Origin of the sequence: Escherichia sp. E4385 (genome assembly GCF_963883145.1) — a bacterium.
Classification (GTDB): Bacteria; Pseudomonadota; Gammaproteobacteria; order Enterobacterales; family Enterobacteriaceae; genus Escherichia.
Genome location: NZ_CAWOOJ010000015.1, coordinates 21,498 through 43,154, shown reverse-complemented (window position 1 = coordinate 43,154; position 21,657 = coordinate 21,498). Strand labels below are relative to the sequence as shown.

At 51.3% G+C, this 21,657-nt stretch carries 24 protein-coding genes and 1 other RNA gene; 15 read left to right on the top strand and 10 right to left on the bottom strand.

Going from position 1 to position 21,657, the window contains the following annotated elements; genetic code table 11:
- Positions 1 to 74 precede the first annotated feature (74 nt).
- Positions 75 to 293: a DNA-binding transcriptional regulator gene (locus tag AACS80_RS16375; RefSeq protein ID WP_000972010.1), complete on the top strand. Its 219-nt coding sequence runs from the start codon at positions 75 to 77 to the stop codon at positions 291 to 293.
- A gap of 144 nt (positions 294 to 437) precedes the next feature.
- On the opposite strand, the gene rplS is transcribed toward AACS80_RS16375, so the two are convergent.
- From rplS to ffh, 5 genes are all read right to left on the bottom strand, one after another.
- Complete coding sequence (gene rplS, locus AACS80_RS16370; protein ID WP_000065253.1) at positions 438 to 785, bottom strand: 50S ribosomal protein L19; 348 nt, start codon at positions 783 to 785, stop codon at positions 438 to 440.
- A gap of 41 nt (positions 786 to 826) precedes the next feature.
- The gene (gene trmD / locus AACS80_RS16365) at positions 827 to 1,594 is read right to left on the bottom strand and encodes a tRNA (guanosine(37)-N1)-methyltransferase TrmD (protein ID WP_000264781.1); all 768 of its coding nucleotides are present in this window, start codon (positions 1,592 to 1,594) and stop codon (positions 827 to 829) included.
- A 30-nt stretch (positions 1,595 to 1,624) separates the two neighbouring features.
- The gene (rimM, locus tag AACS80_RS16360) at positions 1,625 to 2,173 is read right to left on the bottom strand and encodes a ribosome maturation factor RimM (RefSeq protein WP_000043330.1); all 549 of its coding nucleotides are present in this window, start codon (positions 2,171 to 2,173) and stop codon (positions 1,625 to 1,627) included.
- An 18-nt stretch (positions 2,174 to 2,191) separates the two neighbouring features.
- Positions 2,192 to 2,440 carry a 30S ribosomal protein S16 gene (gene rpsP / locus AACS80_RS16355; RefSeq protein WP_000256450.1) on the bottom strand — a complete coding sequence of 83 codons (249 nt, stop codon included), beginning with the start codon at positions 2,438 to 2,440 and terminating at the stop codon, positions 2,192 to 2,194.
- Between the two features lie 136 nt (positions 2,441 to 2,576).
- Entirely contained in the window at positions 2,577 to 3,938 is a 1,362-nt protein-coding gene (ffh, locus tag AACS80_RS16350; RefSeq protein WP_000460035.1) for a signal recognition particle protein, read from the bottom strand.
- A gap of 166 nt (positions 3,939 to 4,104) precedes the next feature.
- On the opposite strand from ffh, the gene AACS80_RS16345 reads away from it, so the two are divergent.
- From AACS80_RS16345 to AACS80_RS16335, 3 genes are all read left to right on the top strand, one after another.
- Positions 4,105 to 4,896: a cytochrome C assembly family protein gene (locus AACS80_RS16345; RefSeq protein ID WP_024165303.1), complete on the top strand. Its 792-nt coding sequence runs from the start codon at positions 4,105 to 4,107 to the stop codon at positions 4,894 to 4,896.
- Positions 4,897 to 4,916: 20 nt separating this feature from the next.
- A complete protein-coding gene (locus tag AACS80_RS16340) occupies positions 4,917 to 6,203 on the top strand; it encodes an HlyC/CorC family transporter (protein WP_010723175.1) in 1,287 nt (428 codons plus the stop codon).
- A 121-nt stretch (positions 6,204 to 6,324) separates the two neighbouring features.
- Positions 6,325 to 6,930, top strand: a complete 606-nt coding sequence (locus AACS80_RS16335) for a DUF6630 family protein (RefSeq protein ID WP_138183877.1) — start codon at positions 6,325 to 6,327, stop codon at positions 6,928 to 6,930.
- A gap of 34 nt (positions 6,931 to 6,964) precedes the next feature.
- Here AACS80_RS16335 and grpE read toward each other — a convergent pair whose 3' ends face one another.
- Complete coding sequence (gene grpE, locus AACS80_RS16330) at positions 6,965 to 7,555, bottom strand: nucleotide exchange factor GrpE (RefSeq protein ID WP_001300112.1); 591 nt, start codon at positions 7,553 to 7,555, stop codon at positions 6,965 to 6,967.
- Between the two features lie 122 nt (positions 7,556 to 7,677).
- On the opposite strand from grpE, the gene nadK reads away from it, so the two are divergent.
- From nadK to bamE, 3 genes are all read left to right on the top strand, one after another.
- Positions 7,678 to 8,556 (top strand): NAD(+) kinase, encoded by an 879-nt coding sequence (gene nadK, locus AACS80_RS16325; protein WP_001059169.1) that lies wholly within the window; start codon positions 7,678 to 7,680, stop codon positions 8,554 to 8,556.
- A gap of 85 nt (positions 8,557 to 8,641) precedes the next feature.
- Positions 8,642 to 10,303, top strand: coding sequence for a DNA repair protein RecN (gene recN, locus AACS80_RS16320; RefSeq protein ID WP_135410300.1), 1,662 nt, complete (start codon positions 8,642 to 8,644; stop codon positions 10,301 to 10,303).
- 148 nt (positions 10,304 to 10,451) lie between these two features.
- Positions 10,452 to 10,793, top strand: a complete 342-nt coding sequence (bamE, locus tag AACS80_RS16315; RefSeq protein WP_135410301.1) for an outer membrane protein assembly factor BamE — start codon at positions 10,452 to 10,454, stop codon at positions 10,791 to 10,793.
- A gap of 61 nt (positions 10,794 to 10,854) precedes the next feature.
- Here the strand turns inward: bamE and AACS80_RS16310 are convergent, their stop codons facing one another.
- Both AACS80_RS16310 and ratA read right to left on the bottom strand, forming a co-directional pair.
- Entirely contained in the window at positions 10,855 to 11,145 is a 291-nt protein-coding gene (locus tag AACS80_RS16310) for an RnfH family protein (RefSeq protein ID WP_135410302.1), read from the bottom strand.
- Entirely contained in the window at positions 11,135 to 11,572 is a 438-nt protein-coding gene (ratA, locus tag AACS80_RS16305) for a type II toxin-antitoxin system toxin RatA (RefSeq protein WP_001339419.1), read from the bottom strand. The genes AACS80_RS16310 and ratA overlap by 11 nt, the downstream gene beginning before the upstream one ends.
- Before the next feature lie 170 nt (positions 11,573 to 11,742).
- Between ratA and smpB the strand changes: the two genes are divergently transcribed.
- The 8 genes from smpB to csiR all read left to right on the top strand — a co-directional run bounded on the left by smpB (position 11,743) and on the right by csiR (position 20,933).
- Positions 11,743 to 12,225, top strand: a complete 483-nt coding sequence (gene smpB, locus AACS80_RS16300; RefSeq protein WP_000162574.1) for an SsrA-binding protein SmpB — start codon at positions 11,743 to 11,745, stop codon at positions 12,223 to 12,225.
- Between the two features lie 214 nt (positions 12,226 to 12,439).
- Positions 12,440 to 12,802, top strand: a transfer-messenger RNA (tmRNA) gene (gene ssrA / locus AACS80_RS16295).
- A gap of 693 nt (positions 12,803 to 13,495) precedes the next feature.
- Positions 13,496 to 14,473 carry a glutarate dioxygenase GlaH gene (glaH, locus tag AACS80_RS16290; protein WP_135410303.1) on the top strand — a complete coding sequence of 326 codons (978 nt, stop codon included), beginning with the start codon at positions 13,496 to 13,498 and terminating at the stop codon, positions 14,471 to 14,473.
- Positions 14,474 to 14,492: 19 nt separating this feature from the next.
- Positions 14,493 to 15,761: an L-2-hydroxyglutarate oxidase gene (lhgO, locus tag AACS80_RS16285; protein WP_135410321.1), complete on the top strand. Its 1,269-nt coding sequence runs from the start codon at positions 14,493 to 14,495 to the stop codon at positions 15,759 to 15,761.
- 22 nt (positions 15,762 to 15,783) lie between these two features.
- A complete protein-coding gene (gabD, locus tag AACS80_RS16280; RefSeq protein ID WP_135410304.1) occupies positions 15,784 to 17,232 on the top strand; it encodes an NADP-dependent succinate-semialdehyde dehydrogenase in 1,449 nt (482 codons plus the stop codon).
- A 13-nt stretch (positions 17,233 to 17,245) separates the two neighbouring features.
- Positions 17,246 to 18,526 carry a 4-aminobutyrate--2-oxoglutarate transaminase gene (gene gabT, locus AACS80_RS16275; protein WP_138183875.1) on the top strand — a complete coding sequence of 427 codons (1,281 nt, stop codon included), beginning with the start codon at positions 17,246 to 17,248 and terminating at the stop codon, positions 18,524 to 18,526.
- Between the two features lie 326 nt (positions 18,527 to 18,852).
- Positions 18,853 to 20,253, top strand: coding sequence for a GABA permease (gene gabP / locus AACS80_RS16270; protein ID WP_130260076.1), 1,401 nt, complete (start codon positions 18,853 to 18,855; stop codon positions 20,251 to 20,253).
- A 20-nt stretch (positions 20,254 to 20,273) separates the two neighbouring features.
- Entirely contained in the window at positions 20,274 to 20,933 is a 660-nt protein-coding gene (gene csiR / locus AACS80_RS16265) for a DNA-binding transcriptional regulator CsiR (protein WP_130260075.1), read from the top strand.
- 6 nt (positions 20,934 to 20,939) lie between these two features.
- Here csiR and kbp read toward each other — a convergent pair whose 3' ends face one another.
- Positions 20,940 to 21,386: a potassium binding protein Kbp gene (kbp, locus tag AACS80_RS16260; protein WP_064529911.1), complete on the bottom strand. Its 447-nt coding sequence runs from the start codon at positions 21,384 to 21,386 to the stop codon at positions 20,940 to 20,942.
- A gap of 82 nt (positions 21,387 to 21,468) precedes the next feature.
- Positions 21,469 to 21,627, bottom strand: a complete 159-nt coding sequence (locus AACS80_RS16255) for a YqaE/Pmp3 family membrane protein (RefSeq protein WP_000508177.1) — start codon at positions 21,625 to 21,627, stop codon at positions 21,469 to 21,471.
- Positions 21,628 to 21,657 lie beyond the last annotated feature (30 nt).

The window sequence follows — 21,657 nt, the reverse complement described above, 5'->3', positions numbered from 1 at the left end:
AAAGCAAATCAAAACTTGCAAATGCAATTTTGAAGTTTATTATTCCCTCAGATACGCCAGCAGGGGAAATAATTATGATGCACTGCCCGTTATGCCAAAACGCTGCACATGCTCGCACTAGCCGGTACCTTAGCACCGAAACAAAAGAACGTTATCACCAGTGCCAGAACATAAATTGCGGATGTACATTTATCACTTTTGAGACGCTATCAAGATTCATTGTGAAACCGGGTACTGTTGATCCTGCTCCGCCACACCCCATCAGAAACCAACAACAGCAACTTTGGCTTTGAACCTGCTTCGGCAGGTTTTTTTATATCTGTCGCCATCGCTCCAATCTCTGCCGCCAATTTGCCGCCACCACCAATAAAAAAGGGGTTAGCAATTCGCTAACCCCTTGTTTCATAACACGCTTTGGATGTAGCGCAAATACGTTATCAGTTAAGACGCTCTTTGATACGAGCAGCCTTACCAGTACGCTCACGCAGGTAGTACAGTTTAGCTTTACGAACAGCACCACGACGTTTGACAGAAATGCTGTCAACTACCGGAGAGTGAGTCTGGAAGACACGCTCAACGCCTTCGCCGTTGGAAATTTTACGAACAGTGAATGCAGAGTGCAGACCGCGGTTACGAATAGCGATAACCACGCCCTCGAATGCCTGCAGACGTTTTTTGGAACCTTCAACAACCCATACTTTCACTTCCACGGTATCACCCGGACGGAAGGAAGGTACGTCCTGCTTCATCTGCTCTTGTTCAAGTTGCTTAATAATGTTGCTCATAATTTAATCTCTTATCCTGGGTAAACTGATATCTCGGGGGCTTACGCCATCCCATCATGTTTATGTTGCTGTTGTGCGTGTTCCGTTTTGAACTCCGCCAGCAACCTTGCTTGCTCTTCAGTCAGAGCCAGGTTTTCCAGAAGTTCAGGTCTTCTAAGCCAGGTACGGCCCAGCGACTGTTTCAAACGCCAGCGACGTATCTCGGCATGGTTGCCCGACAGTAACACTGACGGAACTTCCATCCCTTCTAACACCTCAGGCCGCGTATAGTGCGGGCAATCCAGCAATCCTTCAGCAAAGGAATCTTCCGTTGCTGAGGCTTCATGTCCCAGTACTCCCGGAATAAACCGGGAAACAGAGTCAATCAGCGTCATTGCTGGTAACTCACCACCACTGAGAACGTAATCGCCGATTGACCATTCTTCGTCAATTTCGGTTTGGATCACGCGCTCATCTATACCCTCGTAGCGACCGCACACCAGAATCAATTTTTGATTCGTTGCCAGCTCGCTGACGCCCGCTTGATCAAGCTTGCGTCCCTGTGGTGACAGATAAATCACCTTTGCGCCTTCACCCGCCGCGGCTTTTGCTGCATGAATGGCGTCCCGCAAAGGTTGCACCATCATTAACATCCCCGGTCCGCCACCGTAAGGACGATCGTCCACGGTACGGTGCCGGTCATGCGTGAAGTCGCGAGGACTCCAGCTCTGGATGCTCAGCAGGCCATTTTTAACTGCCCGGCCAGTTACCCCGTAATCGGTAATTGCGCGGAACATTTCAGGAAACAGGCTAATTATGCCAATCCACATAGCGCCGTCTTTTACCGTTTATCCGGTGGTTTAAAAACCAGGATCCCAATCTACTTCGATTGAACGAGTAGTGAGATCGACTTTCTTGATAACCTGCCCATCGAGGAACGGTACGAGACGTTCCTTGATACCAAACGCATCTTTCAGGTTTGCCTTAATGACGAGAACGTCATTGGATCCGGTTTCCATCATGTCAATGACTTTACCGAGATCGTAGCCTTCAGTGGTTACTACCTGGCAGCCCATCAGGTCTTTCCAGTAGTAGTCGCCCTCTTCAAGCTGAGGCAGTTGCGATGAATCCACGACAATTTCACAATTCGTCAGCAGGTTCGCCGCATCACGATCGTCAACGCCTTTCAGCTTGATGATCATGTCCTGATTGTGGTGCTTCCAGCTTTCCAGCTGGACTTGCTGCCACTGACCCGCCTTCTGGATAAACCAGGGCTGATAGTCAAAAATGCTTTCGGCGTCTTCGGTGGAAGAAAACACTCTGAGCCACCCACGAATACCGTAAGACGAACCCATTTTTCCCAAAACGATGGGATCAACAGGTGCTTGCGCGGTGAGTTGTTTGCTCATCATGACCACCGTGACAGATTAAGCTGCTTTGTTTACTTCTTTGATCAGCGCAGCAACGCGATCAGAAATAGTTGCGCCCTGGCCAACCCAGTGAGCGATGCGATCCAGATCCAGGCGAGTGCCTTCTTCTTTTTCGCTAGCGATTGGGTTGAAGAAACCAACGCGCTCGATGAAGCGACCGTTGCGTGCATTACGGCTGTCAGCGACAACAACCTGGTAGAACGGACGCTTTTTAGCGCCGTGACGTGCTAAACGAATAGTTACCATAACATCCTCTTGTGTGAATAAAACAACCGGACCCCATCGAGGAACGGAGTCCGGTGTCATATTAAAAGCCCGAAAATTTTACTGATTTCTGGAGAAAATGCAATCAGCAGTTAATAACTCTGTCGCATAAGGTCATTTAGCGACCAGGAAATCCCGGTGGCATCATCCCTTTCATGCTTCTCATCATCTTCGCCATTCCGCCCTTCTTCATTTTCTTCATCATGCGCTGCATGTCGTCGAACTGCTTCAGAAGGCGGTTAACGTCCTGCACCTGCATACCGCAACCGGCAGCGATACGACGCTTACGCGAACCTTTGATGATTTCTGGCTTAGCGCGCTCTTTCATCGTCATCGAGTTGATGATGGCTTCCATACGCACCAGCACTTTATCGTCCATCTGCGACTTGACGTTATCCGGGATCTGCCCCATGCCCGGCAGCTTGCCCATTAGGCTGGCCATGCCGCCCATATTTTTCATCTGGCGCAGCTGCTCAAGGAAGTCGTTGAGATCGAAGCCGTCGCCTTTTTTCAGCTTGCTGGCTAATTTCTCTGCCTGCGCACGGTCAACTTTGCTTTCGATATCTTCGATCAGCGACAGAACATCGCCCATGCCGAGAATACGGGAAGCGATACGGTCCGGGTGGAACGGCTCCAGCGCCTCTGTTTTCTCGCCAACACCGAGGAACTTGATAGGCTTGCCAGTGATGTGACGGATAGAGAGCGCCGCACCGCCGCGGGCATCGCCGTCCACTTTGGTCAACACTACGCCGGTAAGCGGTAACGCTTCATTGAATGCTTTTGCCGTATTGGCCGCATCCTGACCGGTCATGGCGTCAACCACAAACAGGGTTTCAACCGGGTTAATCGACGCATGGACTTGTTTGATCTCGTCCATCATCGCTTCGTCAACGTGCAGACGACCAGCGGTATCCACCAGCAGCACGTCGTAGAATTTCAGTTTGGCTTCTTTCAGCGCCGCGTTAACGATATCTACCGGCTTCTGACCAACATCAGAAGGGAAGAAATCAACGCCCACCTGCTCTGCCAGCGTCTCAAGCTGTTTGATTGCCGCCGGGCGATAAACGTCGGCAGAAACCACCAGCACTTTCTTCTTGTGCTTCTCGCGCAGGAACTTACCGAGTTTGCCCACGCTGGTTGTTTTACCGGCACCTTGCAGGCCCGCCATCAGCACGACCGCAGGCGGTTGCGCAGCCAGATTCAGGGTCTGGTTCTCTTCGCCCATCGCCGCAACCAGTTCGTTACGGACGATTTTGACGAACTCCTGCCCCGGCGTCAGGCTTTTATTAACTTCATGACCAACCGCTTTCTCTTTTACGCGATTGATAAACTCACGCACTACCGGCAGAGCGACGTCCGCCTCCAGCAGCGCCATGCGCACTTCGCGCAGCGTATCTTTTACGTTGTCTTCAGTGAGGCGTCCACGGCCACTGATATTGCGCAGCGTGCGCGACAAACGATCGGTTAAATTATCAAACATTGTCTCTCGCCTGGGGTGGAAACGGTTGGCCGCAATCGCGACACATCATCAGTATTTTGCCGCAGTATAACATGAAGGCGTCTTTGTTGTTATGCAACGGTTGGAGCAGCGTTCACCTGACGCTATACTGCTTCTCTTTCTTATTGCTCAAACTGTCGACATTACTATGCCCGTTTTTGCTCTGCTCGCGCTTGTCGCCTACTCCGTCAGTCTTGCGCTGATTGTTCCCGGTCTGCTGCAAAAAAACGGCGGCTGGCGGCGCATGGCTATTATTTCTGCGGTCATTGCGCTGGTCTGCCACGCAATCGCTCTGGAAGCCCGCATCCTGCCCGACGGTGATAGCGGACAAAACCTCAGCCTGCTGAACGTTGGTTCATTGGTCAGTTTGATGATCTGTACGGTAATGACCATTGTGGCTTCTCGCAATCGTGGCTGGTTGCTGCTACCCATTGTCTATGCCTTTGCGCTTATCAACCTGGCGCTGGCGACCTTCATGCCCAATGAATACATCACCCATCTGGAAGCCACACCTGGGATGCTGGTGCACATTGGCTTATCGCTCTTTTCCTACGCCACGCTGATAATTGCCGCCCTGTACGCGTTGCAACTGGCATGGATTGATTACCAACTGAAGAACAAAAAATTGGCATTCAGTCAGGAAATGCCGCCATTGATGAGTATCGAGCGTAAAATGTTCCACATTACGCAGATTGGCGTGGTGCTGCTAACGCTTACTCTTTGCACTGGCCTGTTCTACATGCACAACTTATTTAGCATGGAAAATATCGACAAGGCTGTGCTCTCTATCGTGGCGTGGTTTGTCTATATTGTGCTGCTGTGGGGACATTATCATGAAGGATGGCGTGGACGCCGCGTCGTCTGGTTTAACGTCGCGGGTGCAGTCATTCTGACACTGGCCTACTTCGGCAGCCGAATTGTTCAGCAGTTAATCAGCTAAACCCAGAAAAGGAGTTTCCCCTGGAACACATTTCTACTACTACGTTGATCATTATTCTGATCATCATGGTGGTCATTTCAGCCTATTTTTCCGGGTCCGAAACCGGAATGATGACACTCAACCGCTATCGTCTGCGGCATATGGCAAAACAGGGCAATCGCTCGGCCAAACGCGTCGAAAAATTGCTGCGTAAGCCAGACCGCCTGATAAGCCTGGTGTTAATCGGCAATAACCTGGTCAATATTCTTGCCTCCGCGCTCGGCACTATTGTTGGGATGCGTTTGTACGGCGATGCGGGCGTGGCAATTGCGACTGGTGTGCTGACTTTTGTCGTACTGGTTTTTGCTGAGGTATTGCCGAAAACCATTGCCGCGCTGTACCCGGAAAAAGTCGCTTATCCGAGTAGTTTTCTGTTAGCACCGCTGCAAATTTTGATGATGCCGCTGGTCTGGTTGCTGAACGCTATTACCCGCATGTTAATGCGCATGATGGGCATCAAAACCGATATCGTGGTTAGCGGCTCTTTGAGCAAAGAAGAGTTGCGCACCATCGTGCACGAATCGCGCTCACAAATTTCCCGTCGCAATCAGGATATGCTGCTTTCGGTACTCGATCTGGAAAAAATGACTGTCGATGACATCATGGTGCCACGCAGTGAAATTATCGGTATTGATATCAACGATGACTGGAAATCGATTCTGCGCCAACTCTCCCACTCACCTCACGGGCGCATCGTGCTCTACCGTGATTCGCTGGACGACGCCATCAGTATGCTGCGTGTGCGTGAAGCCTGGCGGTTGATGTCGGAGAAAAAAGAGTTCACCAAAGAAACCATGCTACGCGCCGCGGACGAGATCTATTTTGTCCCGGAAGGCACGCCACTCAGCACGCAGCTGGTCAAGTTTCAGCGCAACAAAAAGAAAGTCGGCCTGGTCGTCAACGAGTATGGAGACATTCAGGGGCTGGTGACGGTTGAAGATATTCTCGAAGAGATAGTTGGTGATTTCACCACATCCATGTCGCCAACACTTGCCGAAGAGGTCACGCCGCAAAACGACGGTTCGGTGATTATCGATGGCACCGCCAACGTGCGAGAAATTAACAAAGCCTTTAACTGGCATCTACCGGAAGATGATGCCCGAACTGTTAACGGCGTCATTCTGGAAGCGCTGGAAGAGATCCCTGTCGCAGGCACCCGCGTGCGTATTGGCGAGTACGATATCGATATTCTCGACGTTCAGGACAATATGATTAAGCAGGTAAAAGTTTTTCCTGTGAAACCGCTGCGCGAGAGTGTGGCGGAGTAACGCAATGGCGAACTCCGGTTCGCCTTTTTTTTATCGCCGTCTTTTAGGATTCCATCAATTCCTGTCATTTACTTAGCAATGTAATAATGTCTTTCAAGCATTCGGAAAGGATATTGATGTTATGTCAGAAGATTATGTAATTGAATGGGATAAGGATTTTGCAGACGATCTCAACGTCGTCGCCAGCGTTTTTTTACAGCACACCCCAACCTTATGGCCCACTATTTTCTCTCAACTTTCGACGCAACCTGAAATCTTTGAAGACGAAGATGAAGACGAATATGGATTGCAGGACGTTCTCGATTGCAGTGGTGGCGATCTCGGGAATCGTGACCTGGCGCAGGCATTTTTACAGGTTCTACGCGGTGAAGGATTAATTCAACTCGTTGACTGGAAAGGTGAAGATGAAGAAGGTGAGCTGGCTAATTTTGCTGCAGATCGCTTTTATGAGCTCACAAAAAACCTGACAGCTTCTGAGGAATTAAGGAGTCTTCTTGTCGAAATAACCCAAGAGGATGAAATCTCCGATGTCTGTGAAGCCGGAGACCGCTACCTTGACGAAATCTTTGAACGCATCCAAACCGAACTCAATAAAAGGGGCTTTCAGATTTTTGATCTGAATGAAGGATCTGACACCTATAACGTGGTCGTTCTGCCAATGAACGAATATAAAAAAATAGATGATTTCAACACGCCGTGGCTGGAAGTACAGGATTTTTTAAGCTAAAAAAATGGCCGACTTCGCGTCGGCCATCAGATATTTACTTCGCCTTCGCTACAGTAACCATCGCCGCACGAATCGTACGACCATTCAGCGTATAACCCTTCTGCATAATGCCCAGTACGTTACCTGGCGCAACGTCATCAGATTCCACCATTGCGATAGCCTGATGCACATTCGGGTCCAGCGGCACGTTAGTTTCGGCGATCACTTCAACGCCAAACTTACGCACAACATCCAGCATCGACTTCAGCGTCAGCTCAATGCCTTCAACCATCGCGGACATATCCGGGTTAGCTTTATCAGCCACTTCCAGCGCACGATCCAGGCTATCAATCACCGGCAGCAATTCGTTGATGAATTTCTCCAGCGCAAATTTGTGGGCTTTTTCGATATCCAGTTCAGTACGACGACGCAGGTTTTCCATTTCGGCTTTTACGCGCAAAATGCCGTCACGTTCACGGGTCTGGGCTTCAGCCAGCTGAGCTTCGAGATTCGCAATTTTTTCATCGCGCGGATCCACCTGCTCAGCAGAAGCTTCTGGCTCAACTGCCTCAATCTCTTCGTGCTGATCCATGATAATTTCTTCCGGGGCTTGCCCCTCAGGCGTTTTCTGTTCTTTACTACTCATGAATTTCTCCGCGTTTTTTTCGCATTCATCTCGCTAACTTCGCTTATTATGGGGATCAGTTTCAGGGTTTCAAGGGAAGCACTCACATTGTCATCAATCTTCGCAACAAGGACCTCGGAAAAATGAATAATCATTTCAAGTGTATTGGCATTGTGGGACACCCACGGCACCCTACTGCACTGACAACACATGAAATGCTCTACCGCTGGCTGTGCACAAAAGGTTACGAGGTCATCGTTGAGCAACAAATCGCTCACGAACTGCAACTGAAGAATGTGAAAACTGGCACGCTCGCGGAGATTGGGCAACTGGCTGATCTCGCGGTAGTTGTTGGAGGCGACGGTAATATGCTGGGCGCGGCGCGCACGCTCGCCCGTTACGATATTAAAGTTATTGGAATCAACCGTGGCAACCTGGGTTTCCTGACTGACCTTGACCCCGATAACGCCCAGCAACAATTAGCCGATGTGCTGGAAGGCCACTACATCAGCGAGAAACGTTTTTTGCTGGAAGCACAAGTCTGCCAGCAAGATTGCCAGAAACGCATCAGCACAGCGATTAACGAAGTGGTACTTCACCCGGGCAAAGTTGCGCATATGATTGAGTTCGAAGTATATATCGACGAGATCTTTGCGTTTTCTCAGCGTTCCGATGGTTTGATTATTTCGACACCTACAGGCTCCACTGCCTATTCCCTCTCGGCAGGGGGACCAATACTGACGCCTTCTCTGGATGCAATAACCCTGGTGCCAATGTTCCCGCATACGTTGTCAGCGCGGCCGCTGGTGATAAACAGCAGCAGCACTATCCGTCTGCGTTTTTCGCATCGCCGTAACGACCTGGAAATCAGCTGCGATAGCCAGATAGCGCTGCCGATTCAGGAAGGTGAAGATGTCCTGATTCGTCGCTGTGATTACCATCTGAATCTGATTCATCCGAAAGATTACAGCTATTTCAATACATTAAGCACCAAACTCGGCTGGTCAAAAAAATTATTCTAATTTTACGCCAGCCTCTTTACTGTATATAAAACCAGTTTATACTGTACACAATAACAGTAATGGTTTTTCATACAGGAAAACGACTATGTTGGCACAACTGACCATCAGCAACTTTGCTATCGTTCGTGAGCTTGAGATTGATTTTCACAGCGGCATGACCGTAATAACCGGTGAAACCGGCGCGGGTAAATCTATTGCGATAGATGCCCTCGGCCTTTGTCTCGGTGGTCGCGCTGAAGCCGACATGGTGCGTACCGGCGCTGCTCGCGCTGACCTGTGCGCCCGTTTTTCACTGAAAGATACGCCAGCGGCTCTGCGCTGGCTGGAAGAAAACCAACTGGAAGATGGCCGTGAATGCCTGCTTCGTCGCGTAATCAGTAGCGATGGTCGCTCCCGTGGTTTCATCAACGGTACAGCTGTTCCTCTGTCACAACTGCGCGAACTGGGTCAGTTGCTGATTCAGATCCATGGTCAGCACGCTCATCAATTACTCACCAAATCCGAGCACCAAAAATTCCTGCTTGATGGCTATGCCAATGAAACCTCTCTGCTCCAGGAAATGACCGTACGTTATCAGTTGTGGCATCAAAGCTGCCGCGACCTCGCGCACCATCAACAACTAAGTCAGGAACGCGCCGCCCGTGCGGAACTGCTGCAATACCAATTAAAAGAACTTAACGAATTTAATCCGCAGCCCGGAGAGTTTGAGCAAATTGACGAAGAGTACAAACGTCTGGCGAACAGCGGTCAATTACTGACTACCAGCCAGAATGCATTGGCATTAATGGCCGACAGTGAAGACGCAAACCTGCAAAGTCAGCTTTACACGGCTAAACAACTGGTGAGCGAATTGATTGGCATGGACAGCAAACTGTCCGGCGTACTGGATATGCTGGAAGAAGCTACCATCCAGATTGCTGAAGCCAGCGACGAACTGCGCCACTACTGCGATCGTCTGGATCTCGATCCCAACCGTTTGTTTGAACTTGAACAGCGCATCTCAAAACAGATTTCGCTGGCACGTAAACATCACGTCAGCCCTGAGGCATTGCCACAGTATTACCAGTCGCTACTGGAAGAACAGCAGCAACTGGATGATCAGGCCGACTCACAAGAAACGCTCGCGCTGGCGGTAACGAAACATCATCAGCAAGCACTGGAAACGGCACGCGCGTTACACCAGCAACGCCAGCATTATGCAAATGAGTTGGCACAGCTGATCACCGATAGTATGCATGCACTCTCTATGCCGCATGGGCAGTTTACGATTGATGTTAAATTTGACGAGCATCACCTGGGCATTGACGGTGCCGATCGTATTGAGTTTCGGGTAACCACCAACCCAGGTCAGCCAATGCAGCCTATTGCAAAAGTCGCATCCGGTGGTGAATTGTCCCGCATCGCATTGGCAATCCAGGTCATTACCGCGCGTAAAATGGAAACCCCAGCACTGATTTTTGATGAAGTGGATGTAGGGATTAGCGGTCCAACAGCAGCAGTTGTCGGCAAACTGCTACGTCAGCTTGGCGAATCAACCCAGGTGATGTGTGTTACCCATTTGCCGCAAGTCGCAGGATGCGGTCATCAACACTATTTTGTCAGCAAAGAAACCGATGGCGCGATGACCGAAACTCATATGGAGTCGCTGGACAAAAAAGCGCGGTTACAGGAACTGGCGCGCCTGCTTGGTGGCAGTGAAGTCACACGTAACACACTGGCGAATGCGAAAGAACTGCTTGCGGCGTAAACTTTTTTCCTGCTTCACGGTCAGAGTAAACAGCAAAACGCCGTAAGACCGGAAAGCAAAAGGTTTTAAAGTGATGAAAGGTCTATTATCATCGGCATATTACAGATGAGCCACGTACTGCTCGGGCCCGAAAAGGAATCAAATCACTATGCGCTGTAAAACGCTGACTGCTGCAGCAGCAGTACTATTGATGTTGACCGCAGGCTGTTCCACTCTGGAGCGAGTGGTTTACCGTCCTGACATCAACCAGGGGAACTATCTGACCGCTAACGACGTATCCAAAATACGTGTTGGCATGACGCAACAACAAGTTGCGTACGCATTGGGTACACCGCTGATGTCCGATCCATTTGGTACGAATACCTGGTTCTATGTGTTCCGTCAGCAACCAGGTCATGAAGGTGTAACGCAGCAAACGCTGACGCTGACCTTTAACAGTAGCGGAGTGTTGACCAACATTGATAACAAACCTGCGCTGACTGGTAACTAGTAATAAAGTTGCTCTCAAAGACGTTAAAAAAGGTGCTCAATGAGCACCTTTTTTCTGGTTGTTATTTATTCGCCGATTTTTCTGCTCGTTGCCTGCGAAGCTCTTTCGGATCGGCAATGAGAGGACGATAAATCTCCACACGATCGCCATCATGCACGGTATCGCTCAGTTTTGCTGGGCGGCTGTAAATGCCGACTTTGTTTTTAGTTAAATCGATATCGGTACGCAATTCCAGCAAGCCACTGGCGCGAATTGCTTCTTCAACCGTCGCGCCCTCCTGCAAACTTACCCGTTGCAGGTATTGCTTCTCGGGTAATGCGTAAGCCACCTCAACGGCGATTTTACCTGGCACTGTAGACCTCTTTTGCACGAACAGTAAAAGCCTGCACCATATTAGCTGCCAGCTCTTTAAACACACGGCCAAAGGCGAGTTCAATCAACTTATTGGTAAACTCAAAGTCGAGATGAAACTCAATACGGCACGCGTCTTGGCTCAATGGCGTAAACTTCCAGCCGCCGATCAATTTCTTAAACGGTCCATCAACCAGACTCATGAGGATACTTTGGTTACTGGTCAACTGGTTGCGGGTTGTAAACGTTTTGCTGATCCCAGCCTTAGACACATCTACCGCAGCGGTCATCTGCCCAGGAGTGGACTCCAGAATCCGGCTTCCAGTACACCCTGGTAAAAACTGAGGATAAGACTGAACGTCATTCACTAACTGATACATTTGCTCCGCGCTGTAGGGTACCAGTGCGGTCCGGCTAATCTGAGGCATAACAATTTCCATCAACAAAAATCCAACAAATAATATCATTTATCCTGCAGTAAAAAAAACGCTATCCCGGCGCTGGGTAACATCCGGTTCATGCTAAGATAGAGCCTTGTCCCCCGCAGGATTGATATGGGGTATTTTCGATTTCAGATTACCGATGATTCACGACGCTTATGACGAAGAAAAAAGCACATAAACCTGGTTCAGCGACCATCGCGCTTAACAAGCGCGCCCGTCACGAATACTTTATTGAAGAAGAGTTCGAAGCGGGACTTGCCCTGCAGGGCTGGGAAGTTAAATCCCTGCGCGCAGGAAAAGCCAATATTAGCGACAGCTATGTCCTTCTGCGCGACGGAGAAGCGTTCCTGTTTGGAGCAAACATCACGCCGATGGCAGTGGCTTCCACGCACGTGGTGTGCGACCCTACTCGCACCCGCAAACTGCTTCTCAACCAGCGCGAACTTGACTCTCTCTATGGCCGAGTGAACCGTGAAGGTTATACCGTAGTGGCGCTCTCCCTGTACTGGAAAAATGCCTGGTGCAAAGTAAAAATCGGCGTCGCGAAAGGTAAGAAACAACACGATAAACGTTCTGATATCAAAGAACGCGAATGGCAGGTTGATAAAGCACGTATCATGAAAAACGCGCACCGTTAAACCTATATAAGCGATACTAATCAAAGCTTCACCGCGCCTCCCTATCCGGTGGCGCGAATGAACATCTTGTCGACTGTCAAGTCTTACACTGATGTAGCCATCCCATTGCTTAATCGAAGAAAAATCATACTATGCAGGCGCTAATTCCACGATGATAACGCCTTTGGGGCTAGTCATGGCGCTCAAAAATCTGGTATACTTAATGTTACACATTGGGGCTGATTCTGGATTCGACGGGATTTGCGAAACCCAAGGTGCATGCCGAGGGGCGGTTGGCCTCGTAAAAAGCCGCAAAAAATAGTCGCAAACGACGAAAACTACGCTTTAGCAGCTTAATAACCTGCTTAGAGCCCTCTCTCCCTAGCCTCCGCTCTTAGGACGGGGATCAAGAGAGGTCAAACCCAAAAGAGATCGCGTGGAAGCCCTGCCTGGGGTTGAAGCGTTAAAACTTAATCAGGCTAGTTTGTTAGTGGCGTGTCCGTCCGCAGCTGGCAAGCGAATGTAAAGACTGACTAAGCATGTAGTACCGAGGATGTAGGAATTTCGGACGCGGGTTCAACTCCCGCCAGCTCCACCAATCATGATTGGATGGTGTTATCACAACACCAACAAAAACAGGAAATTAGAAGTCTCATCAGTACACCGCCCAGACGGTGAGGAGACAAAAAAGGATACGCAACGGAGTCGCGACTCCCTGTGACATTAAAGCCCGCTGATGCGGGCTTTTTTATTGGTCCAGATTCCATCGTGTGTAAACCCCATTCAATTACAGTCCAGACATCTACAGCATCCCTCAGATCAGTATCAGATTCTCGAAAAATGGTAACTGTCATTAACCCGTTGCCAGAAAGAGAAAAATTAGCCTCCATAGCCAGTCTTCCCGGAATCTGTTTGTTCATTAAGATTGTTATCGATGCCATCAAGTAACATCGGTTGGATGCGATTGATCTTACTCACATTAGTCAACACGGAACTCAGTAAGTTGAAGTAACTCCGAACTCTGAAAAAGCAGTTTAAATAGCATTTAAACAAATGCCACCAGTTCGAAAATGAGTATAAGTACACTTAATATATTGTTTTAATTATTCATTCCCTTTCATCCCAATTCTTATCCCTTACATTTTTGTTATTGATTTGTTGTTTTTGATCACAATAAGAAAACAATATGTAACTTTTGTGCGCATTTTTCAGAAATGTAGATATTTTTAGATTATGGCTACGAAATGAGCATCGCCATGTCACCCTACATCTCATAATAGGATCGCTTCTGATGAATGCACTGACCGCCGTACAAAATAACGCTGTCGATTCAGGCCAGGACTATAGCGGATTCACCCTCATCCCGTCGGCGCAATCCCCGCGTCTGCTGGAACTCACCTTCACCGAACAGACGACCAAACAGTTCCTCGAACAGGTTGCCGAATGGCCAGTGCAGGCGCTGGAGTACAAATCGTTTCTACGTTTTCGGGTAGGCAAAATTCTCGACGATCTGTGTGCGAATCAGCTGCAACCGTTGCTGTTGAAAACGTTGTTAAACCGCGCTGAAGGTGCGCTGTTGATCAACGCGTTAGGTGTCGATGATGTTGCGCAGGCAGATGAGATGGTGAAACTGGCAACGGCGGTGGCACATCTGATTGGCCGTTCCAATTTCGATGCCATGAGCGGTCAGTATTACGCGCGTTTTGTAGTGAAAAATGTCGATAACTCAGACAGCTACCTGCGTCAGCCGCACCGTGTGATGGAATTGCATAACGACGGTACCTACGTTGAAGAGATCACCGACTACGTGCTGATGATGAAAATCGACGAGCAGAACATGCAGGGCGGAAACTCGCTGCTGCTGCATCTCGATGACTGGGAACATCTGGACCATTATTTCCGCCATCCGCTGGCGCGTCGCCCGATGCGCTTTGCCGCGCCGCCGAGTAAAAACGTCAGTAAAGATGTATTCCATCCTGTGTTCGACGTCGATCAGCAGAGTCGCCCGGTGATGCGTTATATCGACCAGTTCGTCCAGCCGAAAGACTTCGAAGAAGGCGTGTGGTTGAGCGAGCTTTCCGATGCCATTGAAACCAGCAAAGGCATTCTTTCTGTGCCCGTTCCCGTTGGCAAATTCCTGTTGATTAACAATCTGTTCTGGCTGCACGGTCGCGACCGCTTTACCGCGCATCCGGATCTGCGTCGCGAACTGATGCGCCAGCGTGGCTATTTCGCTTACGCCACTAACCACTACCAGACGCATCAGTAAGCGCAAAGGAATTGAGCGGATGTATGATTTTGTGATTATTGGCGGCGGCATCATCGGCATGTCGACCGCCATGCAACTGATTGATTTCTATCCGGACGCCCGCATTGCGTTGCTGGAAAAAGAGTCCGGCCCGGCCTGTCACCAGACGGGCCACAACAGCGGCGTGATCCATGCCGGGGTCTATTACACGCCCGGTAGCCTGAAGGCGCAGTTTTGCCTGGCGGGAAACCGCGCCACCAAAGCCTTTTGCGATCAAAACGGCATTCGCTACGACAACTGCGGCAAGATGCTGGTTGCCACGTCCGATCTCGAAATGGAACGGATGCGCGCCTTATGGGAACGCACGGCGGCGAACGGTATCGAGCGCGAATGGCTAAACGCCGACGAACTGCGCGAGCGCGAACCGAATATCACCGGGCTCGGCGGTATTTTTGTGCCGTCCAGCGGTATTGTCAGCTACCGCGAAGTGACGGCGGCGATGGCAAAAATCTTCCAGGCCAGAGGCGGTGAGATTATTTATAACGCCGAAGTCAGCGGCCTTAATGAGCATAAAAACGGCGTGGTGATACGTACCCGCCAGGGCGGCGAATATGAAGCATCGACGCTGATTAGCTGTTCCGGGCTGATGGCTGACCGGTTGGTGAAAATGCTCGGCCTCGAACCTGGCTTTATTATCTGCCCGTTCCGCGGCGAGTATTTCCGCCTTGCGCCGGAGCATAACCACATTGTTAACCACCTGATTTACCCCATTCCCGATCCGGCAATGCCGTTTTTGGGCGTGCATCTCACCCGCATGATCGACGGCAGCGTCACCGTCGGGCCAAACGCGGTGCTGGCGTTCAAACGCGAAGGCTATCGCAAGCGCGACTTCTCATTTAGCGACACGCTGGAAATTTTGGGCTCGTCGGGGATTCGCCGGGTGCTGCAAAACCATCTACGCTCAGGACTGGGCGAGATGAAAAACTCGCTGTGCAAAAGCGGCTATCTGCGGCTGGTGCAAAAGTATTGTCCCCGGCTTTCGTTAAGCGATCTCCAGCCCTGGCCCGCAGGTGTGCGGGCGCAGGCAGTATCGCCGGACGGCAAGCTGATTGACGATTTTCTGTTTGTCACCACCCCGCGCACGATCCACACCTGCAATGCGCCCTCCCCGGCAGCGACATCAGCAATTCCTATTGGTGCGCATATTGTCAGCAAGGTACAAACGCTGTTGGCAAGCCAGAGTAACCCCGGACGCACGCTGCGAGCGGCACGTAGTGTGGATGCCTTACACGCCGCATTTAATCAATAACCTTTGAAAACAGGACGTAACGATGAAACTTAATGACAGTAACTTATTCCGCCAGCAGGCGTTGATTAACGGGGAATGGCTGGACGCCAACAATGGCGAGGTCATCGACGTCACCAATCCGGCGAACGGCGACAAGCTGGGTAGCGTGCCGAAAATGGGCGCGGATGAAACCCGCGCGGCTATCGACGCCGCCAACCGCGCCCTGCCCGCCTGGCGTGCGCTCACCGCCAAAGAACGCGCCAACATTCTGCGTAACTGGTTCAATTTGATGATGGAGCATCAGGACGATTTAGCACGCCTGATGACCCTCGAACAGGGCAAACCGCTGGCTGAAGCGAAAGGCGAAATCAGCTACGCCGCCTCCTTTATTGAGTGGTTTGCCGAAGAAGGCAAACGCATTTATGGCGACACCATTCCCGGTCATCAGGCCGATAAACGCCTGATTGTGATCAAGCAGCCGATTGGCGTTACCGCTGCCATCACGCCGTGGAACTTCCCAGCGGCGATGATTACCCGCAAAGCCGGTCCGGCGCTGGCGGCAGGCTGCACCATGGTGCTGAAGCCCGCCAGTCAGACGCCGTTCTCTGCGCTCGCGCTGGCAGAACTGGCGATTCGCGCGGGCATTCCGGCTGGCGTGTTTAACGTGGTCACCGGTTCGGCAGGCGCGGTCGGTAATGAACTGACCAGCAACCCGCTGGTACGCAAACTGTCGTTTACCGGCTCGACCGAAATTGGCCGCCAGTTAATGGAACAGTGCGCGAAAGACATCAAAAAAGTGTCGCTGGAGCTCGGCGGCAACGCGCCGTTTATCGTCTTTGACGATGCCGATCTCGATAAAGCCGTGGAAGGCGCGCTGGCCTCGAAATTCCGCAACGCCGGGCAAACCTGCGTTTGCGCCAACCGTTTATACGTGCAGGACGGCGTGTATGACCGTTTTGCCGAAAAATTGCAGCAGGCGGTGAGCAAACTGCACATCGGCGACGGGCTGGATAAAGGCGTCACCATCGGGCCGCTGATCGATGAAAAAGCGGTAGCAAAAGTGGAAGAGCATATTGCCGATGCGCTGGAGAAAGGCGCGCGTGTGGTTTGCGGCGGTAAAGCGCACGAACGCGGCGGCAACTTCTTCCAGCCAACCATTCTGGTGGACGTTCCGGCTAACGCCAAAGTGTCGAAAGAAGAGACGTTCGGCCCCCTCGCCCCGCTGTTCCGCTTTAAAGATGAAGCTGATGTGATTGCGCAAGCCAATGACACCGAATTCGGCCTTGCCGCCTATTTCTATGCCCGTGATTTAGGCCGCGTCTTCCGCGTGGGCGAGGCGCTGGAGTACGGCATCGTTGGCATCAATACCGGCATTATTTCAAATGAAGTCGCCCCGTTCGGCGGCATTAAAGCCTCGGGCCTGGGTCGTGAAGGTTCGAAGTATGGCATCGAAGATTACTTAGAAATCAAATATATGTGCATCGGTCTTTAACTGGAGAACGCGAATGAGCAGCAATAAAGAGTTAATGCAGCGCCGTAGCCAGGCGATCCCCCGTGGCGTTGGGCAAATTCACCCCATTTTCGCTGACCGCGCGGAAAACTGCCGGGTGTGGGACGTTGAAGGCCGTGAGTATCTTGATTTCGCGGGCGGGATTGCGGTGCTCAACACCGGACACCTGCATCCGAAGGTGGTTGCCGCGGTGGAAGCGCAGTTGAAAAAACTGTCGCACACCTGCTTCCAGGTACTGGCCTACGAGCCGTATCTGGAGCTGTGCGAGATTATGAATCAGAAGGTGCCGGGCGATTTCGCCAAAAAAACGCTGCTGGTCACCACAGGTTCCGAAGCGGTGGAAAACGCGGTGAAAATCGCCCGCGCCGCCACCAAACGTAGCGGCACTATCGCCTTTAGCGGCGCGTATCACGGGCGCACGCACTACACGCTGGCGCTGACCGGCAAGGTGAATCCGTACTCTGCGGGCATGGGCCTGATGCCGGGCCATGTTTATCGCGCGCTTTATCCTTGCCCGCTGCACGGCATCAGCGAGGATGACGCGATCGCCAGTATCCACCGAATCTTCAAAAATGATGCAGCGCCGGAAGATATCGCCGCCATCGTGATTGAGCCGGTTCAGGGCGAAGGTGGTTTCTACGCCGCGACGCCTGCTTTTATGCAGCGTTTACGCGCGCTGTGTGACGAGCACGGGATCATGCTGATTGCCGACGAAGTACAGAGCGGCGCGGGGCGTACCGGCACGCTGTTTGCGATGGAGCAAATGGGCGTGGCACCGGATCTCACCACCTTTGCGAAATCGATCGCAGGCGGCTTCCCGCTGGCGGGCGTCACCGGGCGCGCTGAAGTGATGGACGCTGTCGCACCGGGCGGGCTGGGCGGCACCTATGCGGGTAACCCGATTGCCTGCGTGGCGGCGCTGGAAGTGTTGAAGGTGTTCGAGCAGGAAAATCTGCTGCAAAAAGCCAACGATCTGGGGCAGAAGCTAAAAGACGGATTGTTGGCGATCGCCGAAAAACACACTGAGATCGGCGACGTACGTGGGCTGGGGGCGATGATCGCCATCGAGCTGTTTGAAGATGGCGATCACAGCAAACCAGACGCCAAACTCACCGCCGAGATCGTGGCGCGCGCCCGCGATAAGGGCCTGATTCTTCTCTCCTGCGGCCCGTATTACAACGTGCTGCGCATCCTGGTACCGCTCACCATTGAAGACGCACAGATCCGTCAGGGTCTGGATATCATCAGCCAGTGTTTTGCTGAGGCGAAACAGTAAGTCCGTACCCATGCCGGAGGCGACGCTTTGCGTCTTGTCCGGCCTACGGGGATCCAGGTCGGATAAAGCGTTTACGCCGCATCCGACATTCGGCACACCATGCCGGAGGCGACGCTTTGCGTCTTGTCCGGCCTACGGGAATCCAGGTCGGATAAGGCGTTTACGCCGCATCCGACAATCTGTACGTGAACAGGAATAAATCTATGTCGGCCGGATAAGGCGGAGCCGCTCTCCGGCAAAAAGAATCAATAACAATTATACGCGTGACCCGACGCGGGAAATGTCGGGGCGCTCTCCCAAGTGACACACTTTCGAGAGGATTCAGGATGGGGCAATCATCGCAACCACATGAGTTAGGCGGCGGGCTGAAATCACGCCACGTCACCATGTTGTCTATTGCCGGTGTTATCGGCGCAAGTCTGTTTGTCGGTTCCAGCGTCGCCATCGCCGAAGCGGGCCCGGCAGTATTACTGGCCTATCTTTTCGCCGGATTACTGGTGGTTATGATTATGCGGATGCTGGCGGAAATGGCAGTTGCCACGCCCGATACCGGTTCGTTTTCCACCTATGCCGATAAAGCCATTGGCCGCTGGGCGGGCTATACCATCGGCTGGTTGTACTGGTGGTTTTGGGTACTGGTTATACCTCTGGAAGCCAACATCGCCGCCATGATCCTGCACTCGTGGGTTCCCGGTATTCCCATCTGGTTATTTTCCCTCGTTATCACCCTCGCCTTAACCGGCAGTAATTTATTAAGCGTTAAAAACTACGGAGAATTTGAGTTCTGGTTGGCGATATGCAAAGTGATTGCCATCCTGGCATTTATTTTCCTCGGCGCAGTGGCGATTAGCGGTTTTTACCCATATGCAGAAGTGAGCGGTATTTCAAGATTATGGGATAGCGGCGGCTTTATGCCCAACGGCTTCGGGGCGGTATTAAGCGCGATGCTGATCACCATGTTCTCGTTTATGGGCGCGGAAATTGTCACCATCGCCGCCGCAGAATCCGACACGCCGGATAAACATATTGTTCGCGCCACCAACTCGGTTATCTGGCGTATCTCTATTTTCTATTTGTGTTCTATTTTTGTCGTCGTGGCCTTAATTCCGTGGAATATGCCCGGACTGAAAACCGTGGGCTCCTACCGTTCCGTGCTGGAACTGCTGAATATTCCGCACGCCAAATTCATTATGGATTGCGTTATTTTGCTGTCGGTAACCAGTTGCCTGAACTCGGCGCTGTATACCGCGTCAAGAATGCTCTACTCCTTAAGCCGTCGCGGTGATGCGCCCGCGGTAATGGGTAAAATTAACCGCAGTAAAACCCCGTACGTGGCAGTATTACTCTCGACCGGTGCGGCATTTTTAACGGTGGTAGTGAACTATTACGCACCTGCTAAAGTGTTTAAATTCCTGATCGACAGCTCCGGCGCTATCGCCCTGCTGGTTTATTTAGTCATCGCCGTTTCGCAATTACGAATGCGCAAAATTCTGCTGGCAGAAGGCGGTGAAATTCGCCTGCGAATGTGGCTTTATCCGTGGCTCACCTGGCTGGTGATTGGCTTTATTACTTTTGTGTTGGTGGTGATGCTATTCCGTCCGGCGCAACAGTTAGAAGTGATCTCCACCGGCTTATTAGCGATAGGGATTATCTGTACAGTGCCAATTATGGCTCGCTGGAAAAAGCTGATAATGTGGCAAAAAACACCCATTCATAATACGCGCTGATAATGATCAGGAGTCACACCATGACCATTACGTCTCTGGATGGCTATCGCTGGCTGAAGAACGATATTATTCGCGGCAATTTTCAGCCGGATGAAAAATTACGGATGAGTTTGCTGACATCGCGTTATGCACTTGGCGTTGGGCCGTTGCGGGAAGCGCTTTCGCAACTGGTGGCAGAACGACTGGTCACGGTGGTGAATCAAAAAGGGTATCGGGTAGCCTCGATGTCAGAGCAGGAGTTGCTCGATATTTTCGATGCCCGCGCCAACATGGAAGCAATGCTAGTGAGTCTGGCGATTGCCCGCGGTGGCGATGAGTGGGAGGCAGACGTTCTCGCAAAAGCGCATCTGCTCAGTAAGCTGGAGGCCTGTGACGCCAGTGAGAAAATGCTTGATGAGTGGGATCTGCGTCATCAGGCGTTTCATACTGCAATTGTGACAGGCTGTGGTTCTCACTATTTGCTGCAAATGCGTGAACGGTTGTTTGATCTGGCGGCGCGCTATCGCTTCATCTGGCTGCGGCGAACGGTACTTTCCGTGGAAATGCTGGAAGATAAACACAATCAACATCAAATTTTAACCGAAGCCGTCCTGGCGCGAGATACCGCGCGCGCCAGTGAGTTAATGCGCCAGCATTTGCTGACGCCGATTCCCATTATCCAGCAGGCGATGGCGGACTAACCGCCATTACTCTGGAATACGCAACACTTGTCCCGGATAAATTTTATCCGGGCTTTTCAGCATCGGTTTATTCGCTTCGAAGATTTTATTGTACAGATTGGCGTTACCGTAGACCTGTTTGGAAATGGCGCTAAGAGTGTCGCCAGACTTAACGGTATAAAACTGGCTGGCAGTGGCTGGTGTCGCAGTTTTTACCTGATCGTCTACGCTGGCGATACCAGAAATATTCCCCACCGCAACAAGGATTTTTTCCTTCGCTTCCTGGCTCAAACCATCACCAGTCACCGTCGCTTTGCCATCGGTAATTTGGATATTTACTTTATCGGCATCTGGAATGCCGGTTTTGTTCAGATGCTCCTGCACCTTCTTCGCCTGATCGTCTTTATCATGCTGACCAGTAACTGTATCCCAGAGCTTTTCTCCGGCATCTTTCACAAAATTGAACAGACCCATAGTTACCTCGTTCGTTAACGGAAACACTCAGAAAGTGTAGCAGAGGAACGCGGCGCACTAACGCCGCGGAGTAAGCACAGAGTTAATCGCGGGTTTGCACCCAGAAAGCGTGAATTAAACCAGGGATATACCCAAGCAGCGTCAACAAGATATTAATGATGAACGCCCAGCCAAATCCTTTGCCAAGCAGCACGCCGAGCGGCGGCAAAATGATGGTGATGACAATTCTCCAGAAACCCATATTTACTCCCTATAAGAAAATTAACCATTG

Coding starts and splice junctions, on each gene's coding strand:
- bamE (WP_135410301.1), top strand. CDS start 10,452: ATGCGCTGTAAAACGCTGACTGCTGCAGCAGCAGTACTATTGATGTTG.
- ffh (WP_000460035.1), bottom strand. CDS start 3,938: ATGTTTGATAATTTAACCGATCGTTTGTCGCGCACGCTGCGCAATATC.
- kbp (WP_064529911.1), bottom strand. CDS start 21,386: ATGGGTCTGTTCAATTTTGTGAAAGATGCCGGAGAAAAGCTCTGGGAT.
- AACS80_RS16345 (WP_024165303.1), top strand. CDS start 4,105: ATGCCCGTTTTTGCTCTGCTCGCGCTTGTCGCCTACTCCGTCAGTCTT.
- rpsP (WP_000256450.1), bottom strand. CDS start 2,440: ATGGTAACTATTCGTTTAGCACGTCACGGCGCTAAAAAGCGTCCGTTC.
- glaH (WP_135410303.1), top strand. CDS start 13,496: ATGAATGCACTGACCGCCGTACAAAATAACGCTGTCGATTCAGGCCAG.
- recN (WP_135410300.1), top strand. CDS start 8,642: ATGTTGGCACAACTGACCATCAGCAACTTTGCTATCGTTCGTGAGCTT.
- csiR (WP_130260075.1), top strand. CDS start 20,274: ATGACCATTACGTCTCTGGATGGCTATCGCTGGCTGAAGAACGATATT.
- gabT (WP_138183875.1), top strand. CDS start 17,246: ATGAGCAGCAATAAAGAGTTAATGCAGCGCCGTAGCCAGGCGATCCCC.
- rplS (WP_000065253.1), bottom strand. CDS start 785: ATGAGCAACATTATTAAGCAACTTGAACAAGAGCAGATGAAGCAGGAC.
- ratA (WP_001339419.1), bottom strand. CDS start 11,572: ATGCCTCAGATTAGCCGGACCGCACTGGTACCCTACAGCGCGGAGCAA.
- grpE (WP_001300112.1), bottom strand. CDS start 7,555: ATGAGTAGTAAAGAACAGAAAACGCCTGAGGGGCAAGCCCCGGAAGAA.
- gabD (WP_135410304.1), top strand. CDS start 15,784: ATGAAACTTAATGACAGTAACTTATTCCGCCAGCAGGCGTTGATTAAC.
- gabP (WP_130260076.1), top strand. CDS start 18,853: ATGGGGCAATCATCGCAACCACATGAGTTAGGCGGCGGGCTGAAATCA.
- nadK (WP_001059169.1), top strand. CDS start 7,678: ATGAATAATCATTTCAAGTGTATTGGCATTGTGGGACACCCACGGCAC.
- rimM (WP_000043330.1), bottom strand. CDS start 2,173: ATGAGCAAACAACTCACCGCGCAAGCACCTGTTGATCCCATCGTTTTG.
- AACS80_RS16335 (WP_138183877.1), top strand. CDS start 6,325: ATGTCAGAAGATTATGTAATTGAATGGGATAAGGATTTTGCAGACGAT.
- lhgO (WP_135410321.1), top strand. CDS start 14,493: ATGTATGATTTTGTGATTATTGGCGGCGGCATCATCGGCATGTCGACC.
- trmD (WP_000264781.1), bottom strand. CDS start 1,594: ATGTGGATTGGCATAATTAGCCTGTTTCCTGAAATGTTCCGCGCAATT.
- AACS80_RS16375 (WP_000972010.1), top strand. CDS start 75: ATGATGCACTGCCCGTTATGCCAAAACGCTGCACATGCTCGCACTAGC.
- smpB (WP_000162574.1), top strand. CDS start 11,743: ATGACGAAGAAAAAAGCACATAAACCTGGTTCAGCGACCATCGCGCTT.
- AACS80_RS16255 (WP_000508177.1), bottom strand. CDS start 21,627: ATGGGTTTCTGGAGAATTGTCATCACCATCATTTTGCCGCCGCTCGGC.